Source organism: Paenibacillus sp. FSL F4-0100, assembly GCF_037993005.1.
In the GTDB taxonomy this organism is placed as follows: Bacteria; Bacillota; Bacilli; order Paenibacillales; family Paenibacillaceae; genus Paenibacillus_AQ.
In genome coordinates, this window is the sequence record NZ_CP150303.1 from 4,235,031 (window position 1) to 4,257,604 (window position 22,574).

Annotated in this window: 21 protein-coding genes and 2 pseudogenes; 4 read left to right on the plus strand and 19 right to left on the minus strand. The window is 42.9% G+C overall.

Going from position 1 to position 22,574, the window contains the following annotated elements; genetic code table 11:
• Positions 1-55: 55 nt before the first annotated feature.
• A complete protein-coding gene (locus MHH48_RS19020) occupies positions 56-964 on the plus strand; it encodes a YafY family protein (protein ID WP_076321510.1) in 909 nt (302 codons plus the stop codon).
• A 517-nt stretch (positions 965-1,481) separates the two neighbouring features.
• On the opposite strand, the gene MHH48_RS19025 is transcribed toward MHH48_RS19020, so the two are convergent.
• Entirely contained in the window at positions 1,482-2,390 is a 909-nt protein-coding gene (locus MHH48_RS19025) for a LysR family transcriptional regulator (RefSeq protein WP_076321511.1), read from the minus strand.
• A gap of 144 nt (positions 2,391-2,534) precedes the next feature.
• On the opposite strand from MHH48_RS19025, the gene MHH48_RS19030 reads away from it, so the two are divergent.
• Positions 2,535-3,554 (plus strand): alpha/beta fold hydrolase, encoded by a 1,020-nt coding sequence (locus MHH48_RS19030; protein WP_076321512.1) that lies wholly within the window; start codon positions 2,535-2,537, stop codon positions 3,552-3,554.
• Between the two features lie 246 nt (positions 3,555-3,800).
• On the opposite strand, the gene MHH48_RS19035 is transcribed toward MHH48_RS19030, so the two are convergent.
• The 6 genes and pseudogenes from MHH48_RS19035 to MHH48_RS19060 form a co-directional block, all read right to left on the minus strand.
• On the minus strand, positions 3,801-4,331 hold the full coding sequence (locus MHH48_RS19035; RefSeq protein WP_256720441.1) for a hypothetical protein: 531 nt from the start codon (positions 4,329-4,331) through the stop codon (positions 3,801-3,803).
• A 4-nt stretch (positions 4,332-4,335) separates the two neighbouring features.
• Positions 4,336-4,968 (minus strand): Vat family streptogramin A O-acetyltransferase, encoded by a 633-nt coding sequence (locus MHH48_RS19040; RefSeq protein WP_076321513.1) that lies wholly within the window; start codon positions 4,966-4,968, stop codon positions 4,336-4,338.
• A 192-nt stretch (positions 4,969-5,160) separates the two neighbouring features.
• Positions 5,161-5,958 (minus strand): sulfite exporter TauE/SafE family protein, encoded by a 798-nt coding sequence (locus MHH48_RS19045; protein WP_076321514.1) that lies wholly within the window; start codon positions 5,956-5,958, stop codon positions 5,161-5,163.
• 397 nt (positions 5,959-6,355) lie between these two features.
• Positions 6,356-6,494: pseudogene (locus MHH48_RS19050) on the minus strand (nuclear transport factor 2 family protein); the annotation flags it as partial.
• 65 nt (positions 6,495-6,559) lie between these two features.
• Positions 6,560-7,456, minus strand: coding sequence for a chromosome condensation regulator (locus MHH48_RS19055; RefSeq protein ID WP_076321515.1), 897 nt, complete (start codon positions 7,454-7,456; stop codon positions 6,560-6,562).
• A gap of 770 nt (positions 7,457-8,226) precedes the next feature.
• On the minus strand, positions 8,227-9,084 hold the full coding sequence (locus MHH48_RS19060; RefSeq protein ID WP_076321517.1) for an SDR family oxidoreductase: 858 nt from the start codon (positions 9,082-9,084) through the stop codon (positions 8,227-8,229).
• Positions 9,085-9,357: 273 nt separating this feature from the next.
• On the opposite strand from MHH48_RS19060, the gene MHH48_RS19065 reads away from it, so the two are divergent.
• Complete coding sequence (locus tag MHH48_RS19065; RefSeq protein ID WP_076321518.1) at positions 9,358-9,951, plus strand: TetR family transcriptional regulator; 594 nt, start codon at positions 9,358-9,360, stop codon at positions 9,949-9,951.
• A 96-nt stretch (positions 9,952-10,047) separates the two neighbouring features.
• Here MHH48_RS19065 and MHH48_RS19070 read toward each other — a convergent pair whose 3' ends face one another.
• The 12 genes and pseudogenes from MHH48_RS19070 to MHH48_RS19125 form a co-directional block, all read right to left on the minus strand.
• Entirely contained in the window at positions 10,048-11,025 is a 978-nt protein-coding gene (locus MHH48_RS19070) for a hypothetical protein (RefSeq protein ID WP_076321519.1), read from the minus strand.
• A complete protein-coding gene (locus tag MHH48_RS19075; RefSeq protein WP_076321520.1) occupies positions 11,015-11,593 on the minus strand; it encodes a sigma-70 family RNA polymerase sigma factor in 579 nt (192 codons plus the stop codon). Before MHH48_RS19075 ends, MHH48_RS19070 begins: the two co-directional genes overlap by 11 nt.
• Positions 11,594-11,718: 125 nt before the next feature.
• Positions 11,719-12,522, minus strand: coding sequence for an undecaprenyl-diphosphate phosphatase (locus MHH48_RS19080; RefSeq protein ID WP_076321521.1), 804 nt, complete (start codon positions 12,520-12,522; stop codon positions 11,719-11,721).
• Between the two features lie 207 nt (positions 12,523-12,729).
• Positions 12,730-13,521, minus strand: a complete 792-nt coding sequence (locus MHH48_RS19085) for a squalene/phytoene synthase family protein (RefSeq protein ID WP_076321522.1) — start codon at positions 13,519-13,521, stop codon at positions 12,730-12,732.
• 229 nt (positions 13,522-13,750) lie between these two features.
• Complete coding sequence (locus tag MHH48_RS19090; protein WP_076321523.1) at positions 13,751-14,041, minus strand: hypothetical protein; 291 nt, start codon at positions 14,039-14,041, stop codon at positions 13,751-13,753.
• A 408-nt stretch (positions 14,042-14,449) separates the two neighbouring features.
• Positions 14,450-17,104, minus strand: a complete 2,655-nt coding sequence (gene ppsA, locus MHH48_RS19095) for a phosphoenolpyruvate synthase (RefSeq protein ID WP_076321524.1) — start codon at positions 17,102-17,104, stop codon at positions 14,450-14,452.
• Positions 17,105-17,418: 314 nt separating this feature from the next.
• The gene (locus MHH48_RS19100; protein ID WP_076321525.1) at positions 17,419-18,159 is read right to left on the minus strand and encodes a metal-binding protein ZinT; all 741 of its coding nucleotides are present in this window, start codon (positions 18,157-18,159) and stop codon (positions 17,419-17,421) included.
• 236 nt (positions 18,160-18,395) lie between these two features.
• Positions 18,396-19,381: pseudogene (locus tag MHH48_RS19105) on the minus strand (FAD-dependent oxidoreductase).
• Between the two features lie 175 nt (positions 19,382-19,556).
• The gene (locus MHH48_RS19110; RefSeq protein WP_076321526.1) at positions 19,557-19,940 is read right to left on the minus strand and encodes a VOC family protein; all 384 of its coding nucleotides are present in this window, start codon (positions 19,938-19,940) and stop codon (positions 19,557-19,559) included.
• Entirely contained in the window at positions 19,940-20,218 is a 279-nt protein-coding gene (locus MHH48_RS19115; protein ID WP_076321527.1) for a metalloregulator ArsR/SmtB family transcription factor, read from the minus strand. Before MHH48_RS19115 ends, MHH48_RS19110 begins: the two co-directional genes overlap by 1 nt.
• Before the next feature lie 177 nt (positions 20,219-20,395).
• Positions 20,396-20,860, minus strand: coding sequence for a phage tail protein (locus MHH48_RS19120; protein ID WP_076321528.1), 465 nt, complete (start codon positions 20,858-20,860; stop codon positions 20,396-20,398).
• A gap of 79 nt (positions 20,861-20,939) precedes the next feature.
• Positions 20,940-21,419 carry a GyrI-like domain-containing protein gene (locus tag MHH48_RS19125; protein WP_076321529.1) on the minus strand — a complete coding sequence of 160 codons (480 nt, stop codon included), beginning with the start codon at positions 21,417-21,419 and terminating at the stop codon, positions 20,940-20,942.
• Between the two features lie 111 nt (positions 21,420-21,530).
• On the opposite strand from MHH48_RS19125, the gene MHH48_RS19130 reads away from it, so the two are divergent.
• A complete protein-coding gene (locus MHH48_RS19130; protein ID WP_076321530.1) occupies positions 21,531-22,493 on the plus strand; it encodes an HTH domain-containing protein in 963 nt (320 codons plus the stop codon).
• The last annotated feature ends 81 nt before the right edge of the window (positions 22,494-22,574 follow it).

The following is a 22,574-nucleotide window of genomic DNA, read 5'->3' on the forward strand; positions in this document are numbered from 1 at the left end:
AGTGGTGACAGACGCATGTCACCATTTGAAAATTTGTACCAAAAGAGGGGCAGCTATGGAGAAAGTTGAGAGATTAATATCCATTATCATGATATTGCTGAAAAAAGATATCGTTTCAACAAAAGAATTCGCACAATTATTTAACGTTTCCAAAAGAACGATTCTTCGCGATATGGAAACACTGAGCTTATCCAACATTCCCATCTATTCAGTTCATGGAATTCATGGTGGGTACGGTATTATGGATGAATACAAGGTGGATAAACGTCTTTTAAGCAGCTCCGACTTAGAAAATATATTGACTGCACTCGGCGGATTGGAACAAATTCTAATTAGCGAGGAAGTTGAAATCACGATTAAAAAAATGGAAGCCATGGTTCACCCCATGTCACTGAAAAGTTCAGTCCGACTTTCATTTTATGATTGGGAGGGTCGGTCCGAGATTCTTCAAACCTTGAAGACATGCCAGGAATCGATAATAGGGAGAAAGTTAATTTCATTCGATTATATAGATAAAAATGGCATAATAACGAATCGAATTGTTGAGCCGTATCAGCTTCATTTTAGCGAAACGAGTTGGTATTTAAAGGGATTCTGTTTACATCGTCAGAGCTATAGAACATTTAAATTATCCAGGATCGATAATCTCAATATGGATGAAGAAACCTTTATCCCTAGAGATTATGTATTTGAACAAAATGAAGCCGGTTATCAACCTCAACTTGTTGCTATCAAGGCGTTGATTGCGCCCAGTGTAAAAGATCAATTCATTGAAAGATACGGTCGCAAGAGCATTGAAAACTTTAACTCTGAATATTTCTTAGCCACTATCCATATTCCTCAGAACAGTATTGGATTTCAATTTTTAGCAAGTTTCGGGACGAATCTAGAAATCGTAGAGCCCCAATCCTATGTTGAAGAATTCCGTAATTATTTGCTCAAAATGGTAAATAAATATTCTTGAAAGCTTTAAAAACGCCATGGATCTGCACAAACCCGATGTGGATATTCTGGTAGTGACGAATGTATCCCCGTTTCTGTTCCAATCTTGGTGATCCAACAACGACAATCTCGGATTCCTGGCAATCAAATCCGTGTGGTTCAATGGTGTGCTTCAGTTAGGTTAATATGGTTAATGCAAATGATGAGTGAACCAACGCCCCTTTTAAAGCTTATCGTCCCCCCCGATGTGTGAGGACTGTAGTTCCGCTATTTCTTTTTTTTTGCCCATTAGCGAATGTATGAGGACATGAGATCCGCTATTGTAGGTTATTGCGGGCTAAATTTGTGGTTATGGGTAGATTAACGGAACGTGTGTCCGGATAAACTCCCAAATGAACCGTTTTTCGGTAAATAGCGGATCGTGTGTCCGCATGGGCCCAATAACAGCGCGTTTTTTGCAGTAAACAGTGAATCCTAGATCCGCATGGGCCCCAAAATCATTCGCTAAAGTAGCTAACTAATATAGCTAACTATAATAGCTAAACGGTTTTATTCTCCTCCTCTATAACAATAACTTCCCTTGCTGCTTCTATGAAAGATAATATGATGGGTGAAAGCCACTTATCTTTATGCCATAGCATCTGTGTATACACGTGCAAGTCCGGAATTTGCCATGGAAGAGCAACAAGTTCGCCCCGTTCAACTTCGGCTTTCGTTACGATTTCAGGAAGAAAGGCAATACCGATTCCCGAAATTGCACATTGTTTAATGGCTTCGGCACTTTGAAACTCTAAATAAGTAATCGTATCAATGCCCTCTTTCTCAAATTGCCGGTCAAACATGGTTCGATAGGGACATCCCTTTTCATTCGTAAGAAATACTTGTCCATGAAAGTCTTCCAGTTGCAGTACCGTTGGTTTCACAAGTGGATGGTCAGGAGCAGCGAATAAGCGGAAAGTTTCTTCCACCATCGGCTCCACTTCAAGTCCGCTCGAGCGAATGGGTTCGTCCAACATAAAGACGACATCCGCGGCTCCCTCAAAGAGCGCTTGCTTGAGTTCTTGATTGGGAACGGAGCGGAAGATGAGGCGCACTCCAGGATAGCGTGAACGAAATAGTTGAAAGACAGCTGGAAGCCGATAGGCGCAAATAACCTCATTGGCACTGATCGTTAGGGTGCCGATAAGATTTTCATTATCATGAACGACGCTGCGGGCTTCGTCCAATTTGTCTAAAACACTTTGGATCTGAATTAAAAAGCGTTTACCTGCAGTTGTGAGAACGAGCTGCTTGCCCAAGCGGTCAAAGAGACGAACACCAAGCTCATCCTCCAAGGCTTTCATTTGCATCGTGACGTTGGAGGGGACGTAGTTCAGCACTTCCGCAGCCCGAGTGAAATTTAATGTTGATGCAACCGTGCGGAACGTATTCAATTGGCGCAATTCCATCATATGATCCCCCTTCTTACTTTCAATAATATTGAATACAACTTTGAATTTCATTCACTTTTATTGAGAGTACCACGGACCTATACTTAGTACAAGAAATACACGCTACATGTGTGGTTTCATTTTGAAGGGAGAGACAAAACGATGGATTATGAGATTTTTGATTTGGGTGACGTAACCTTGCAATCAGGTGTGACGTTACCGAGCGCTTTTCTTGCTTATAAAACTTATGGAAGATTAAATGAAAAGAAAGATAATGTCATCGTCTATCCAACTGCTTTTGGCGATCAGCATGTTCAGAATGAATGGTTGATTGGAAACGGCATGGCCCTAGATCCGCGAGAATATTTCATTATCGTTCCAAATCTATTGGGCAACGGGTTATCCTCGTCTCCCAGTAACACGCCTCCCCCATTTGACCGGGCTCATTTTCCGGGGGTAACCATCTATGACAACGTTAAATTCCAGCATCGGCTGGTGACCGAAAAATTCGGTATTGAAAAGATCGCTCTCGTCGTTGGATGGTCAATGGGAGGCATTCAAGCATTCCAATGGGGGGCAAGTTATCCCGACATGGTGGAACGAATTGCACCTTTCGCCGGAGTTGCAAAGACCTGGCCCCAGACGTATGTGGTCCTGGAAGGAATGAGAGCTCCACTCATGGCTGCAGTCCGCTTCGATTCAAGTGAACTAAATCAGTTGACTTCTGCAGACATGCGCGCGGTTGGTCGTGTCTATGCCGGATGGGGCGTATCACACGCGTTTTACAGAGAAGAACTTTATCGTGAGCTGGGATTTGACTCATTGGCAGATTTTATGGTGGGCGTCTGGGAAGATAGTTTCATGAAGATGGATCCGCACAATGTCTTAGCCATGTTATGGACAGGACAAAATGCAGATATTAGTGCAAACCCGTTTTATAACGGAGATTTCGATAAGGCGCTCAAGAGCATTAAAGCACTTGCCTGCGTCATGCCGGGGAGCACGGATCTCTTCTGCTCTGCGGATGATAACGAATACGAGGCTAAGCTTATGCCTAATGCTGTTTTCAATCCGATCAAGTCGATCTGGGGACATTTTGCCGGTCGCGGAATCAACAGTGCGGATAATCAATTTATTGATGATAACCTAAAACGCTTGTTGACGCTTCGTACAGACGGATAGATCATAACAGAGGTCACCAGAACTTACTGGTTGACCTCCTTTTTGTGTAGTTGTGCTTGCTGAGCAGTTCTGCCCGTTAGCTAAAACCGGTCGTCAGTCTAGTGTTTATATTTTCTGTTGACAACATCAACAGCTACGGCACAATGTTCTTGACCTCAGACAGAACTTAAACAGCTGATCCAGTGTCTTTTTCGAGCCCCTTGCATGATTCCCGTCTCTTCTGGAATCATCGGTGCAAAACTTCATTCATTTTGAATCGCTTTGAACCGTAGATAACGAAACGAGGACCGGACCGGCAAAAACCGAAGCCTCTTCGCCTTTTGGATTGTGAAGGCGGAACAGGAATGCGTCGCCTGTTTCAGACTGCCACACGATATAATCGTTTATCCCTTCACCACTCGAGGTTTGTAGGTAGAGCTCGGCGGAACCCAGTGGATGCTCGACGAGCTCTCCACTAAAATCGGATACTTCGCCGAACTCTTCCAATTCCTTTTTTCCTGCAGCTTTAAGCTGCGTTAGGTCATAACTTGTAGGCAGTGACTCAATATCAACATAGTATTCTGGATTGCTGCTAAGAAATAGGCGTCCTTCGGCAGCGTCGAAAGCAAACTTTTCGAATACGTATAAGGAAAAATCTTCTTCCTGATGCAAGGTGGCTGTAAGTGACTGGTTACCCTCACCCGTCATCAAATCAAAGTTTTCGCTCTGCGGACGCGTCCCTTCGGAAGGAGCTTTAGCTACAAACGCCTGAAAATGGATGTTCGCATTGTGAGCCACCCCCTTAAATTCCTTTGATTTTTGTCAGATCCCCGCTGCATAGAGTTTCAAGATTATCAAATATCTTACGAACAGGCCAATCCCACCATTTAATGAGAAGGAGATAATCGATGAGTTCATCGTCAAATCTTTGCTTAATGACTTTGCAAGGATTCCCGCCTGCAATATGGTAAGGGGGAACATCCTTTACAACAACAGAATTAGCTGCAATAATTGCTCCATCTCCAATATGTACACCGGGCATTACGGTCACATTTTGACCGATCCATACATCGTTTCCAATTACAGTATCACCTTTAAGGGGTAAGTCGGCCAGTGTCGGAGTCGCTTTCTCCCAACCATGGCCCATAATGTTAAATGGATAGGTAGTAACGCTGTACATTCTATGGTTTGCCCCATTCATTACAAATTCAATACCCTTTGCTATTGCGCAAAATTTTCCGATAATCAGCTTATCTCCAATAAATTCATAGTGATGTGTGACACGCTCTTCAAACTTTTCAGCCCCGTTGATATCGTCATAATATGTGTAGTCACCGACAACAATATTTGAGCGAGTTACAACGTTTTTAATATAACATATACTTTTAATTGCCTCATTTGGGTAGATTGCATTAGGATCAGGTCCATATTGCATATAAAATTCCCTCCTTCGTGTTTTATAAATAAACGAGAATATCGCGTTGTACTTGATTATTCAATTATTTTATTATACCTCTTTCTATATCAAAATATCTCGATGAGGGCCGATATCAAAGACAAACTTTATACGCCAAAATCCATTTATATTGCCGAATGGTTCATTGAACAAGTCATCATGTTTGATGGGTTATTCTATAATCATCGTAATGACCACGATGATAAGTAACCATAAATAAATTCTAAAAAACAAAGTATCTGGAATTTTCTGAGCCCACCTTCTCCCGATTGGTACTCCTATCAGCCCCCCAAGCGATAATCCAATCAATGCAGGTATATAAATAAATCCAATGGTCGAATCTGGCATGCCAGCTACCCGTAATCCTGAAGCAAGATAAGTGGATGCACCGACAATAGCGACAGGCAGACCTAGTGGTGTAGCTAGAGCGACCGCATGCAGCATCCGCATCCCATATTTTCTAAGGTATGGGATCGTCATAACGCTACCGCCAATCCCTAGCAACGTTGAAATAATGCCAATGAACGATCCAATAACGAAACGGGATATGCGTCCTGGCAGAGGAGAGATCGGGAATTCATCGTTACTATTCGCTGTTTTCTTGTACAAATTAGATATAATGACATAACAAAGTAGCATAATAAATGCACATTTGAGCAATCCACCATCGATATAGCGGGCCAACAGCCCGCCGATTAGAGCGCCTGATGCGATAAAACCGGCTAATTGTCTAAATACCATCCAATTGATATTACCTTGCTTCGAATGATTATAGGTGGAATTCGTTGAATTTATAATCATGACAGCCAGTGATGTCCCCACAGCTGTATGCATAACATATTCCGCAGGAACAACGTGAGGAAGGAAAACATATAGAATTGGGACGACAACGAAGCCGCCACCTAGGCCGAAAAGGCTGGATAATACGCCGATAAACACCCCGATTAAAGTAAACGCAATCAATGCCATGATCCTACTTCCTCCTTTAATTCAGCCCGCACTCATCGCTGAATGACCCGCTCTCGTCTAGGTCCGACGGACATAATCGTAATCGGTACCCTATCTCCGACTCGATTTGTTCAACAAAATCCCTTGCAGCTTACAGTTATGACTCCTATTTGGATTTGCTTATAAAATAAATGATAATGGAATAGGGCATATTATAATAATTGATATTTGTTATACTCGATATAAATAAAGGTAATGGTAATGCAAGCAAAATCTGGAGTAGTATCGTATCTTTTATGAGATTGCGAGACTTGAGTCAGCTGAACCAGCGAAAAGCAGCCGATCACATTAATCGGCTGCTTTCCTTTATTTTTGCAAAGTTCATCACTAATTCTCTTTTTAGAGCCCGCTTTGCTAATCAACTGTAGTCTTCAATTAATGATATTTTTCCTTTTTTAAATTCTGAATACTGACTTTCCTTTCAGTTGGATCTTATCTCCAGTTTTTAATCCGTTCGGCAAATCAACGGCCAGTATCCCTTCAATTATCACTTCTATTTCTGACGGCGACCAAAGAACCCGTTGAATTATATAAATAAACATTATTTTTATTTTATTTATTCTTACCACTCCTTACCGCCGGGTAGTTGGATGTTAGTCCAACTGCTTACATCGCATTGTCCATATTCATTATTACCCACAGCCATCACCGTGCCGTCCGATTTAAGGCCGATGGTATGAGCGCAGCCCGCCGCAACTGCTACAATATCGCACCAGTCACTTACATTGCATTGACCATACTCATTCCAGCCCACAGCTGCCACCGTACCGTCCGATTTAAGCCCGATGGTATGATGACTACCCACCGCTATCGCGACAATACCGCGCCACCCGCTCACATCGCATTGACCTACCTTATTTTGACCCACAGCGACCGCCGTGCCATCCGATTTAAGCCCAACGGTATGAAGATAACCCGCCGCAACCGCCACGATGCCGCGCCAGTCGCTTACATTGCATTGGCGATACCTATTATTACCCACAGCCATCACCGTACCGTCCAATTTAAGACCGATGGTATGCCAGTCACCCACCGCGACCGCCACCATATCACACCAGCCACTTACATTGCATTGGCCTTCATTATTTCGACCCACAGCCACCACTGTGCCATCCGATTTAAGACCGACGGTACGACGCCAACCCGCCGCAACCGCCACCATATCACGCCAGCTGCTTACATCGCATTGGTCATACTTATTCCAACCCACAGCCGCCACTGTGCCGTCCGATTTAAGCCCGACGGTATGAGCATTACCCGTGTTCGTCGCCATATGAACATTACCAGCCGCAACCGCAACCATATCGCGCCAGCCACTTACATCACATTGGCCATATTTATTATCACCCACAGCCGTCACCGTGCCATCCGATTTAAGTCCAACCGTATGACGACGACCTGCTGCTATGGTATCTTTGGGAATTGCCCATATCTTGCTGAAAAGATTCCCCTTTTCCATAAGGTTCTCCCCCTTGTTTTTTCTTTCCAACTTAAATCATACAACATTCACGCAAGTGCTAAGGCAAAGCCTGCACACCTTTGATTTTTCGTAATCTCAAAACTAGAAAGCTTAGCTAGCGCATAGAGAGACTGAAATCTTTGGCAAAACGTAATATCCCCAACTTGGCCCGATCCATCACGACCAGATATCGCCAAGCATGCGGACAGAATGAAAGTTACGTTAATCCGTCCGTCTCATCTGAAACGATCCTATTGTACTATACTATCCTGAAGGAGGTCAGCGCCAAAATCAAACATTTCGACGGAAGCAAAGAAACTGCGCGACAGACGTTCCGACATCTCATTCCTATCAAAAAAACGACCTGGGTTCGACCGGTCGTTTTCCATTAAATGATATTGCAGTATAATAATACCGAATTATTTCCCGAAACAAATAGAACGGTAACCACAGGTGGATTATCTAATATACCGGAAACCTCCTGAAATGCTTTGTATCCAATTCAGGTCACTTCCATGAACTAAATAGATATTTAGTTTAACCAGATTGGCGAAACTTGCATTTTCAGACGCTAAAATCGTTGCGATATTATGAAGCGCCTGCTTTGACTGCATTTCCAAATCGCCAGCTTCAATTAGCTCACCTGTTGAGTTAATAGCATTTTGTCCGCCGATATAAATTGTTTTTGCTCCATTTTGAAGTTAGGCCTTGGTTTTCATTATGATTCGGTGTTTTATTTCACTGGTGTATAAAGACCGACTATACTCTCATCATTGGGAAATCGAGTCTTTTAAATAATCCGTAAAATTCACTGGGGATCTGCCAATCAGGTTTTCCAAAGCGGGATTGGTTTGCGAGAAATCTCCTTGTCGACTTGCCTGAAACATACCCGTAAGCATACCAACCATCGCTTCCGGCAGTCCTCGGGACATCAAGTGGTTTCGATATTCATCATCCGACACGACAATTCGCCGAATCGGTCGATCCAAGACCTTGGAAGCAATCGATGCGATTCTACCCATGTCAATTGCTTCGGAAGCCGTAAGGTGAGGGGTCATACCGTCATATCTCTGCTCTGTCAAGATGACCGCTGTGGCTTCAGCCAGGTCGGAATGGCTGGTCCAGGCAACAGGACCATCTTCCGGAGCAATCAATTCCCCTGTTTTCAAGGCATCACCCATCCACATCATCGCTGATGCGGCATAAAAGCCGTTTCGCAGCGACGTGAAAGCCATTCCCGAAGATTTTAGCATCTCTTCTGTAGCAGCATGAACGTTCATGGGAGGAAAATGCGACGTTGCAGATGAAAACATTTGGCTAGTATACAGCAGTCGACCAACACCCGCTTTCTTGGCCGCGTCGATTGCGGTTTGATGCTGGCGAACAGCAACTTCTCCCAAGGAGTGGGACGAGATAATAAGAACTTGAGACGCTCCCTCAAAGGCGTGTAGAAGACTTTCGGAATCATCGAAATTTCCTTGCCGGACACGAACTCCTCGTTCTTTTAGGTCCTGTGCCGTGTTCACATCACGGACACTTACACCAATATCCCCGGCAGGAACACGCTTGAGAAGTTCCTCTACGACCTTCCGGCCTAATTTTCCATTCGCTCCTGTAACAACAATCATTTCTATACTCATCCTTTCGTTTGCAAATCAGATAAAGAGTTTGCCATACGATTTTGTTTGTGCAATCATAATCGTATAAGTGCGTGTTAACAAAAGTCGCTGAATCAGACACAAACAGCTCAATGGATTTTAAGTGACTTTTTGAACAACCTCTTAAGTAAAAGATAAAAGGATTGAGTTATGCAAACAACCTGCAAAAAGCTGTTTTTGTTGTGTTCCCAACATTTTTGCCCTTTTGTCTGTTATTGAATTTGAGAGAAAGAGGGGGATAAAATGTCGGTAAATCCCGAGGATCCGCGTGTTAAAAGAACCCGTCAATTGTTCGTGCAGGCTTTTAACGATTTGGTTGGGAAAAAGAGAAACATCTATTCCATTTCTGTGCACGATATCACGAATCAAGCAACCGTAAATCGAACAACATTTTATGCTCATTTTCAGGATAAATATGACTTTCTTGAATATTGGATGACGGAAAAGTTCCAAAGGACTATAAGGGATAGACTGCCGGAACAAACAAGATGCAATGCGGACAATTTGCGCATCCTTATTCAAACCATATTCGATTTTCTTTTGCGGTTTCGACAATGTAGTACGCCGGGAGACAAGCAGTTTGAAGCGATGTTTGAAAATGCCATGCGTCAGGATCTTCATCGACTTCTGCTTAAACGGGTAAATGAAATGGACACACAGGGCTTTTCGCAAGAAAAATTGGAAGCTGCGGCACTCGTTATCAGTTGGGGCATATTCGGATCCGCTTTGCAGTGGAGCCGGAACCCTCAAGATCGTTCAGTGGAAACGATGTTTGAAGAAGTCATTGAGGTTATAGCGGTCAATTTGGCCCCTTTCTGGGAGCAAACAACCAGCTAAAGGTATGCTCTCGTTCAATAAAAAAAGCCGCGATTTACGCGGCATCATTACCATATCTCCGGAGCGATGTATCCTGACCGTTCAGCCGTTATCAGCCTATAGACTTATTGCGGCTTCCATTAGTCGCTCTTTTGTCATCGTAGGCGAATCGCTGCCTAACCGATATATGATCGCCTGCCCCTCTTTTTCGATCATCCAACTGATTTCTTGGTAGACATGGCTATCGGTATATACATATGAATCGTTTATTAAATAATGGGCGTCGTGTCCATTCAGCTCCATTTCTTCATATTTAGCTGAAGATGGGGCTAACGTCTGTATTTTCACTTTGGAATCGCGAGGTGTTTCCATGACCAAATACAGCGTCTCTTGATCTGAATTGCGATATACGGTGGTGTACGATAACAACGGAAACGAGGTTGGAATGGAAGTTTTTCTCCATATAAAATCTTTTCCCGACTCTTCGCTCTCGGCCTTCAACTCTTCAAGCAAAGCTGCGATATCCGTCTCGGAGCCCCCATAAGCGCCGAATGGAGACAGCTCCATTCCTCCCGTGAACCTATACGTTCCAAGCAAGGAGTCTGGAGGCAACACATCAAAATGTCGGTCCGTTAATGCCTTTCTCCAAGTATCCAGGTCCTCGTTCACGTCCGGCTGCGAGACAGGAATGAACGGCAAGCTCTTGACGTTGCCCAAATCGGATAAATAGACGACGGCGGACTCTCCCGGGTTCAACTGAGCTTTCACCTCATTCCGGGCCTGGCTGATGCTCTCGAGCTGAGTTTTGCTTAAGCTCAAATCCTCCAACGTTACGGCGGACATCGTCATATTACCTCTCGTCTCTTCGAACAGCAGCGTTCGACCCGCATAAGCAAAGCCGCTTACGACCGCAATCAGTATAATGACCATTACCGCTTTGGACCATTTCCGTCTTCTTCTCATCGGTTGTTCTCCCTTCTTCTCCAGCATCTGCTCCCTGTGGACGTTCATTACTCGCAGATCTATAGAAGAAGGACACACGATGTTTTTTGCGTTTTGTTGAAACTCGTCTTTCAATTGCTGTTCAATAGACATAGCCGTCCCGCTCCTTTCTGTGGTCCCGCTGGCTATACATATGGCGAAGTCGCTTCAGGGCATGATGGTGCCTGGATTTTACGGTGCCTAATGGAATTTTTAACAACTGGGCGATTTCTTCAAGCGTGCAGTCCTGATAATACCTGAGGACGACAACCTCTTTGAGCTTCAAAGGCAGCGCTTTGAGCATCGGAATCAGCTCCAGGCGGTCGCTAAGAAGGGATACTCGATCTTCCATTGCCAATTGAGGCGGTTCGGAAGACATCCCTTTCATCTTTTCCAAAATGCGAATCCTTCGCCAGCTTTTTCGCTTCCAGCTCCGAACTTGCCGGATAATCAAGCCGTTGAACCAAGAACTGAATTTCTGCTCCAGCTGATAATTGTCCAGGCTCTTGAACAATTCGATATACACCTCGCTCATAATATCCGGAACATCGTGCTTGTTGGGAGCCAGATAATAGATTAAACCGAAAGCCTGATCACGTGTTAAATCATAAATTGTTTGGAACGCTTCTTCATCTCCCTGACTCATCCGGATGAGCCAAGGTTTGATATCCATTTCATTCATAGGGCCGGCCTCCATTTAAGGACTTACACCTGATATTGGCTCCATTGCCCAATAAGGTTCAATTTGATGTCAAAAAAGAAAAAACGCAGCTTTCCGGCTGCGTTTCATCTAATTATGCTAGGACCTTACAGTATGACGATTAAATAGAAGAGCGCTGCTAAAACAAAACGATACAGAGCAAACCATTCCAATCGAAGTCGCTTAATCAGTTTGATGAACGTCACTACTGCAATCATGGCCACAATAAAGGATGTCGTAAAGCCAACTAACATTAGAAAGAGATCGTCAGCATTCAGCAAATCACGACTATCGTATAAATCTAACAAGCTTGCGCCAAACATAACAGGCACGGAAATAAGGAATGTGAAATCTGCGGCGGCTTTTTGACTAGTACCAAGCAATAGTCCACCGGAAATCGTGGACCCCGATCTTGAAAATCCCGGCCACAAAGCCAAACATTGGAACAGGCCAATCCCGAAAGCTTGTTTGTAATTAATCCCATCCATCGTATCAGCGGTTTTAGTTCTCCTGCTCCGTGCTGCGACGATCATCAACAAGCCACCGGCAACTAGACCGATCAAGACAGGGGTTGGGCCGAATAATTGACTTTTTATTGTGTCTTTGAAGACAAGATATAGGATTAATGCTGGTAACATAGCCAAAATCATATGAATAACATTTAATCCTTTACTTTGGGAAAAATCCATTTTAATCAGATTAGCCCCAATCTGCAAATACCTTTTCCAATAAAGAATTAGAACTGCCATGACTGCACCCAACTGGATCACAATTTTAAAAGTTATTGCAGCGTCTCCCTCAAAGCTAAGCAGATGGCCTGCTAAAATCAGATGTCCAGTAGACGATACCGGTAAAAATTCAGTTAAGCCCTCTATTATGCCAAGTATTATTGCTTTAACTACATCAGTCATCAATGGATGTCCTCCTTCGGAAAAAACTCGTTCAAGCCTTTTCCAGTATAAGGTAGACGTCTATATATTCCCATCGATTAACCTAACAATATTCCATTCCGTATGACATTCTTGTCACATTGCTCAAAAGGATAGAAGAACAACAGAAAGAAGCCGATATACCATAGCTTGCGGCTCCTTATCCAAGTCTAACTATGGACAATTACGTTATCCAGTCACACGATTCACAATTTTTAGAACAGTATCCCGCGTTAATTTGCTTCCGCCCGCAGAAATGAGTTTGACGGTAGCATGAGCTAACGCTAGTGGAATCTTGCAAAATTTTAACGCTGGACCATCCTTTAGGTCTGCGACATAAGAATCGGCGATTTGTAAATTACGGCATGTGTACTGGTGCATTTCATTAAATCCCCAACCATCAGGAAAGAAGTCAACACCACGTTTAAGATCCTCATCTCTATTTCGGAGTATATTTACTGCTTGTAGTCCTCTTCCGAAGGCAATCGCCTTTGTTAGATCAGATTGCGTCCCGTCATGCCATAACCAAAGTTCTGATAACATCTCTCCAACCATACCAGCCACGCTATAGGTGTATCTGTCCAGATCCTCTTCTGTATGAATATTCCACCCGTTCTGAACCCAATCAGACATATGTAACGACATCTTTGCGATGTAATGATTTACGATGGCGACTCCGGAAGACGGACAAAGAAGCACCCATTTATCTAGCTGCATCGTAACTTCCGGTAATACCGCCCGATAAGGTGATAGTAATCTTCGTGTTGCTTCCATAACTTCCATAACATCCTGGGATTTAAATATTTCAGAAATCCCAAAAAGTAATTCAACTTTCAATTCGTCAGTGAGTTCATGATGATCTTCGATTTCGTCTATTGCTCGCATACATAGATAGGCAGATGCAACTGCCTCCCTTATTCCTAATTCCAAATAGCTTATGGGTATATAAAAAGTACGGCTCGTCTTCTTTAACATGGACATTGCTTCATTCAGGTCGACGTTATTAATGAGTACTCCCTCCAAGTATTCGTTCAGTTTTAAAATTACTCATTGCTTTACTATGATAACATACGTTGATATGGTCAATCCAAATACAATAATCTAGACTTGTGTTTTGATCCGATTCGACGATCAATTTGACGAACTTATATACTTAAAGCAAAAAAAGCCGCAATTTATGCGACTTTCAAAATCTATTTAGTCATCACTTCTATTCTACTTTAACCCCTCTTTTTTCCAACTCATCTCCAATACATTTAAATTCATGATCTGTAATATATACATTTTCATTTATAGGCAGACCATTTATTGCAAGTCTGGAGGAGTCTTCTAATGTTACATATATTTTATCCCAACCTTTAAATTGTTCAGGTATGCCATCTAATAATGCTTCTTCACAAACGATCATTAGCCCTTCTCTAACCCAGCTCATAGCACAGTCAAGATGAAGGTTTGTATGATGAAGGGGTACCTCGACCACCTTATATCCAAAATTACTCACTAAATTCCTCATCCATCGAATACCATTCAGAGTATTGCCCTTTTGATATATCTGGTTTTGGAATAGATAAGTATAAGCACTTATTGTTGTCTGATTCCATTGCTAATATATTTCTAACGGGTAGTATCTCATTTCTTCTATGTGGAAATCGAAGAGACCCTTCTATTAAAAAATGTCCTACTGTGAAAAAGGGATCTCTTATAAAGAAATTGCTATAACCATCCTCTTTTCCTATCTCCTTTTCATAGTCCGTTAGCAGCCTAGGAACTTTGACTTCTACATTATATTTTTCTAAAACTTTCTTTAAATTACGCAACAATCGTTTAGGATATTAGTGAGGAAGAAAAATTGAGGTTTCCCGGGGCACAGCGTTTGGTGGAATCGCCTCTTACTTCACCTATTCAGTCATCACAATATTTCGATATACCCTTCTGTTCCATGCACGCGTATTCGTTGCCCATCTTTTATCAGCTTAGTGGCATTTTCCACCCCGACAACGGCTGGTAAGCCATATTCACGCGCGATAACGGCTCCATGGGTCATCAATCCACCCACTTCGGTGACCAGGCCTTTTATGGATACAAATAAAGGTGTCCAGCTGGGATCAGTAAAGGAGGTGACTAATATATCTCCATCATCCAGATCCGCATCTTCCATGTTTAAGATGACACGTGCCCGCCCTTCTATAACACCGGAAGAAACAGCTAGACCTACAATCGCTTCGGCTGGAAGATTTTCTCGTTTGTAATTACCTGCAATGATTTCACCATCCGACGTGATAACACGTGGAGGAGTTAGTTTTTCATACAATTTGTACTCGTCTTTTCGTTTGCTGATGATCTGTCTGGTCGCAAGATTCGCTTGCTGCTCGACCATGCAACCCGGGTCATCCAGTTTATTGGTGCATACGACTTCGTGAAGTTCTTCAAACGTGAGATAATATATATCTTCTCTTTCATGAATAACGCCCGCTTGTACGAGTTGTTCGGCTTCTTTGAGTAAAGCCTGCTTATAAACGAAGTAGCGATTCACCATGCCGTATTTTGGATATTCCCGATAACCGATGAAATTCCGGATAAGGTCGATCATTCGTTTGGTTTCTTTGGCTTTTTGTTCACCATCTGGAAATTGCTTCAATCGCTCTAATAGTTCTTTTTCTTTTTTTAAAGCCTCCTGTTGCCCCTTCTCAAATTTCCGACCGCTTTCATTAGGTTCAAAGTGTTTGATGTTACCCAGAATCAACGGGACAAGCGTAATTGGTTTTTCGCTCCAACGAGTTCTGGTGATATCGATTTCTCCGGCACAGCGCATGCCGTATTTGCTGAGATAAGTATAGATCGCGTCTTGGGTTTCCTTCCCGCCTTCCAACTTAACCAGTTCATCCAAAAAATTGTCGTCTTTGACATGTTGTAAATAATCAATGACTTCCGGATAAGGACGGATTACATCTGCGACATCGAGCAGCGCCAAACCCATTTCCGAAGTAATATTATTGGGTACAGATTGAGAAAGCGCATCCGCTGCGTTTTTTTCACCTAGCCACTCGTTCATTTTTTCATTGATCCATGATGAAGCATTCATGGCAGCCATAAACACAGCCGAACTTTGTGGGTCAAATAAGATCTTCTTTAATTGCTGAATATCTTCCAGGATAAAATCAAACAAATCCGATCCAGACTTCGTTCGGATGTTATGTTTTAACTCTTGGATCGATGTTTGACTACGCTTAATCAAATCAGAAACGATTGTCGGGTCGTTTTCGAATTGTGGTTGAGTACCGGCAGGCGGCATACCTTTATTGCTTTTACTAGGACTCGAGTCTTTTTTATCGTTTGGTACTAGTTTTATGAAATCTCGATCTATTATGGTCATAAGTGCGTCTTTTAAGAGCGGATCGTATTGTCCCATGCCATTTAATAAAAATTCTCTACTGTCAGGTGAAGCTAGATTATGCGTGACATCAACAAATAACCTTCCACCAGCTTTACGCATAGGTGCAGCAGTGGTCAATAGAAAAAAAGACAATCCCAGTGGTTTTATGGGATCCGTCATCATTTGTTGATGACCAACAGAGATATAGACGCAATTTTCTTGATTGCTCGCTTCAGGGATGGGGTATAAAGTCGTGATAGGCCGACTCTGGACAATATAAAAAGTATCGTGAGCCAAACACCATTCAATATCTTGCGGGCAACCAAAATGAGCTTCGATCTGTCTCCCGATGCGTGCCAGTTGTAAAATTTGTTGATCTGTAAGTGTTTGAGTCTTTTGCTGATCGGGATCGATCTGCTGTGTCTCTGTTCCGCCTTCTTTTCGTCCATAGATCGCCAATGTTTTGGTTGCTATCCTCTTATCGACGATCTCCCCTTCCTGTACTTGATAACAATCAGCAGATACCAAACCAGAGACCAGTGCTTCTCCAAGTCCAAAACTGGCATCGATGGATAGCAGCTTTCGGCTCGAAGTCATCGGATCGGCGGTAAATAAAATCCCTGAAGCCTGTGGGAAAACCATCCTTTGAACGACAACGGATAAATAAACTTGACGGTGGTCAAATCCATTTTGCATCCGGTAGATCACAGCGCGATCCGTAAATAGGGAAGCCCAGCATTGGCTGATATGCTGCAAGATGGCATCGACGCCAATGATGTTTAAATAGGTGTCTTGTTGACCGGCAAAAGAGGCATGTGGCAAATCTTCAGCAGTCGCACTGGAACGTACGGCATACGCATGTTCCTCGCCAAACTTGGAGAGATAATGAATAACTGCTGCCACGACATCGGATGGAATTTCTGCTTCCATAATGGTTTGACGAATCTTCCGGCTGATTTCACCAATTTGATCTCGATCTTCTGTTTTTAACATGGTTAGTTGACCCAGCAAATCATGATACGTTTCATTTTGTTCGATGGCTCTTTGATATCCCACGGTTGTAACACAAAATCCTTCGGGAACCTGTATCCCTTCGATTTGTGATAATCCCCCTAAATGCAACCCTTTTCCGCCAACGAGCCAAAGCTGCGTTTTTTCCATTTCCTGAAAACCGAGAACCAACGAACTCATTCAACATCTCTCCTAACCATTAAATTGAGAAAAAAATATTTGACAAGGTTTTTTTGACATGGTACAATTAGATTGTAGGATGATATATTAATGTCTAAATCATCTTTGTCAGACGTGATCTGATTATAGCATCGTGTCTGTTTATATGCAATATCAAAGAACTTGGTTAATTACACCTTGTTTTTTTTGTTTACGCGCTATACCTTCAATCATAAACTTCATGAACAACTGAAAGACCGCCATCCCGGCGGTCTTTTTGTGATCAAGGATAAAATTGATGTACTCCAGAATGCCGATATCGAGCATCGAAGCCGTTAATGTGCCATCATTTCATGGGCAATGCTATGGCCATCCATTGCGGACGGGTAATAGGTAGGCCAATTCGTAACCTCTTGAAGTAAAGCCTCGCGGTCGTCTCCCCAATATAAATGGAAATGATCAGACTTGCTTGGCGTGATGCGATGGTCGCTAAATTGAATGTAGCGAGGCAGTCCCTCGATGTCATCAACCGACTTAAATATGTAACGGACCCCGCGGTTACCTGCTTCGTAAGTCAGTATTTCGTATCCATCGGCTTGGTATTCGACCGACTGCTCCTGACCGTTCGTGAAAAACGTGACGGTGTCACCTTCGATGACAATACGTTCCGTATCGGTCTTGTAGCCGACTTCATAATATTCCTTGTACGCTGCCGCCGTCATTTTTCCGGTATCCTCCGCTTTGTGCACAAACACCTCATCCAGTGTTCCATCCAGCAAGTATGGATAAACCGATTGCCAGTCTCCTTCCCAATCTGACAGTGTACGATGCTGGATTTGGCTGTCATCAAAGAACCCCTTGTAGATCGCTTCTGCTTCCTCATCATGATTGTGGTTGTGGTTGTGGTTGTGGTCGTCCTCATCATCATGACTATGACTGTTGCTGCTTTCATGAGTACCGCTGTCTGCCTCAGTCTCGTTGATAGGACGATTCTCATTAGGATCAGCGCTTTGACACCCTGCAAACAATAACCCCAATGCTACTAAAATAACTCCCATCCCAAGTTTAAGTTTCATACTTAATCCCTCCATTTAATAGTAATCATTACGATTAAGGATTATACGGTGGGGATTTGCCTTTGTCAATATAAATCGTAATGATTACGAAATGGAAGCAACTCAAAAAAGGACCATCCCACACAGAATGGCCTTTCTGGTTATAAACGATGCTTAGCATCTTGCTGCTTATTTACCTCCCTACGATTTTCAAACTATCTGAATCCAAACCATAGTTGCTTTGCTGCTCTGCTTCTTTAAGCCGGTGGAATGCTCTGCGGATTGTTAAATACATTTTTCGGATCGTATTTGGCTTTTACTTTTCTTAATCTGGCAAAGTTCTTTCCATAATAAACCGGCCCTGAACATTTTATCGCATGAGATGGCTTCACCCATGAGCTGTTCCATTCGACATAGAATTTAGCTTTTCGCCAATAGGTTTTAACTGGCGGATGGCCTCGCTTTTTGATCCCAGGTACACCCCCAACATACTGACATTCCCGCCTTTTTTGGGACCGATGCTTAATTCGCTGCCCAACTTGGTGCTGGCGTTAGGTGCCCATACCTGCCATTTTTTTACGACTTTTTCGAACTGCTCCCATGGCCAGGTGATGCGGAATACGGTAGCTTGGGCTGGAGCGCGCAGTGCTTTTAATTTATATTTGGTATATATGCCGAAGTTACCGCCACCGCCACCACGGGTAGCCCACAGGAGGTCGGAGTTTTGTTTTTTGTTCGCCCGTATGACTCTCCCTTTTGCATCAACCATTTCGAGTTCGACCAGGTTATCGCAGATGAGGCCTGTCGTTCTTTGCAGCGGCCCAATTCCCCCGCCGGGTGTGATTCCGCCGATACCAACCGTTGGACTGTCACCAAATGGAGCCATATAGCCTTGCCGTGCCAACTTATCTACAATTCTTCCTACCCGATTACCTGTCTCAATTAAAACAGTGCCGCTTTTTTTATTCAACTTAATGTTCTTCATTTGGCTAACGTCGATGACAATGCCTCCATTAACCTGTGAAAGGTTGGTCTCTAGAGCATGCCTTCCGCTTCTCGGACGAATAGGGACATTATTTTTACGTGCCCATCTTATGGCATTGGCTACATCCTGTGTTTTTTGAGCGAAAACAAAAACTTTAGGGCATCTGTCCGTATGTGGATCCCAATTCTTACGAGCGGCTTCATAACCAGGATCACCCTTAAAAATCACTCGCCCTGTAAGCTTAATTTCTGATTTCACGATCTATCCAACTCCTTATAAATAAATGATCATACTTTTCATCAACCGATTAGGCAGGCTACATTTAACGTATGAAGGAGTTCGATGTCGTGTATGGGCTGAAGCTGAATAAGGTTTTATATTGTTTTGGGTATAAAACAAAAAAAGCCGCGGATTCCGCGACTTCTTATGTGTGTTACTTTTGCACAATCTGAATAAGGTTGCCACATGTATCGTCGAAGACAGCAATTGTGAGTTCGCCCATTTTTGTAGGCTCCATAGTAAACTTAACGCCGTTATCCAATAATCGTTTATACTCTTGTTGAATATCCGCAACACCAAACATTGTCGCTGGGATCCCATCGGCAAATATCTTCTTTTGATAATCCTTGGCAGCAGGATGGTCATTCGGTTCGAGTAAAAGCTCGGTACCGTCTTGCTCATCGGTAGAAACAAGCGTTATCCACCTAAATTCTCCGACGGGAACGTCCTCCTTTTTTAGAAACCCCAGCTTTTCTGTATAAAAATCCAGTGCCTTGTCTTGATCTTGTACGAATATACTGGTAACAATGATCTTCATTACTCTATCCATCCTTTCAGCAAATTTTTAAGTGGTTCGTTGTTGAATATAACTACTCGATATTTTCCCTTTCGTTTTGATTTTACGAGCCCTGCATCTTCTAATGTAGAAAGATGTTTGGCTATCGCTTGTCGCGAAATGGACAGGTCATGCTTCATAATGAGACGTACCGTTAGTTCATACAACGTAAGCTCGTTGCGTTCAGATAGTTCGTCTAAAATAAGCCGCCGAGTCGAGTCTCCTAGTGCTTTGAATATAGCGTCTTTGTCCCAATTCATATATCCAGTATAAGCAACCCTACGGTTGCTTGTCAATAATAAGCAACTGTAGGGTTGCTTAACCAGCGATCGCGAGGTCGGACTATGCACATCATGAGCGATTGGATGAAATGCTGCGAAAAGCAAAAAACACGCCGCAAGGCGTGTTTGCTTTTCGAGTTACTACTGATGAAGACTTTAATATTCTCCCTTAATGACGAAAAATGAGCCTCGAATCGTTCCAGCTAATTTAGACTTCTGCCTGGCAAACTTAAACTTCCCTTCTAACTCCGGTGGTACCTCCATCCCCTCAGAAAGCTTAAAACCAACGGCCCGCTTCTTAGGGTCATCAATCGTATACATGACGTTGAGTCCAAGACCATCCTCATAAAAGACGTAGGCAAATTGGATATTCTCCACTTGAAAACGCGACGTTTCTAATGGTTTGGCCGCAAACTCAATATCACGTTCTTCTTTTAAAATTCGGTTTACATAATCCAGGGTCTCCTGGCTTTCGCTTGCTGGTACAACCGTAAATTCATGCTTGTATTTGTTCATGAAGTAACGGGCTTCATTCGCTCGTAAACCAGCAAGCGCTTCTGCTACGGGGGAAGATTCTAAACCAACCGTAGACACATTTTTAAAATCAACGATATAGGACATATTCATCCCTCCTAAAAAATTTTGTGAGCGTTACTTCTTAGAACCTGCTTCGAGCAAAGCTTGCATCGGAAGTGTTCACTTATTTCCTAACAACGGGAATCCATACTTCACCAAATACTAGCCCGTTTCGCTGCCCCATCTCAACCGTTGCATTTGGCCCACCAACATAGGCAAAATTCTGTGCTTCCGGCAAAACTTGTCCGAAGGCAATGCCAGTAATTGTATTACTCAACTCTTCAGCCGTCTTCCCTTCCCCTTTAACAACAAGGTATTCCCCCTTAGGAAACTGAATAACCCTGGTTGCTTCGGGTAGAGATGCCTCTGTCATAACACCAGCATAATACATCATCTTATTATTAACCGCTTCGTTCACGGCAAAAATGTAGTCATTTGCGGCGATGGTCTTCAGAGTATCAAGCCTACCATCTTGTTTCACAGCCTCCCAAAAGTCTGCTTTCTCTTGGTTTATGCCAGCATAGTCTGTGTAATCGCTCTGCAGCTCAGTTCCAATTCCTAAAACGATAAAGCTGTCTTTTTCCTCAAGCGTAAAATTTGTCATATTCAAAACCTTCCTCTTTTTTAAATTTATCAAATGATTTGTCTTTTCACTTGATGGGTTTATAATATCCTTAAATCGTGTCAAAAAATGATACTGTTTAGGGGAGGCCCTATGAAAAAAGTTGAACGGATTAATATCATTATGCGCTATATCAATAATCGTGCCCACTTTACTATATCTGAAATCATGCAGGAATTTAATATCTCTCGCTCAACAGCGATTCGAGATATCAGAGAAATTGAAGCGATGGGGATGCCACTTGTTGCTGAAGTTGGGAGGGATGGGGGGTATTTTGTCATGAACAACTCTGTCCTGCCTACAGTCCGCTTTACCGATAATGAAATTAAAGCTCTGTTTATTGCCTTTATGGCGACAAGAAATCAACAACTCCCTTATCTAAAGAGTCGTCAATCTTTAGCTGAAAAATTACTTGGCCTCATCTCCGAAAACCAGCAAGATGACCTTGTTCTGTTAAATCAAATATTGCTGTTTGAAGGGACCAACCCCTATAATCCCGACTTGCTCGATCTGTCAGACTTGCCCCATCCGATGTTAGATAAACTCATTCAGGTCCTGCTTCTGGACAGATGTTTATGGCTTTCCATCAAAGAAGAGAAGGTAATAAAGTCTTATCCCATGTATCTCTTGCATCTTTATCGTGAAAAAAGCTTATGGCTAATTGAAGGTTTTGACTTGGAGGAAGAAAAGAGGCGGATTGTACCTGTCGACAATCTCACCCATGTAGAACCATGCCCTACGAAAAAAAGAGTAAGTAAGAAAAAGATATTAGAACAACTAAGTAAGCAGGAAGAAGAAATCAACCTTGTCCTTGATCTCGGTCCAAAGGCGATTGCCCAGTTCAAAAAATACCATCCTTTAAAGTTTTCAGTTTCATATACGAATCCGTACCAAACCACAGCCACCTTAAAGACTTTTATCAATGTTCATCATTCAGAAGAATTAACCGAAATAACCAATTGGCTGCTTTTCCTGGGCGATGACATCAAGATCAGAGAGATCCCTGAAGAAGTCGTTGCAGGTATAAAAGATAGATTAAACTTATACTGCCCATAAGCAGCAGCTGTTCAAACCCAATTATTATTGAGCTTGGCAAGTTGCCGGCTATCCTTATTATCTCACGATCACAAGAAATCG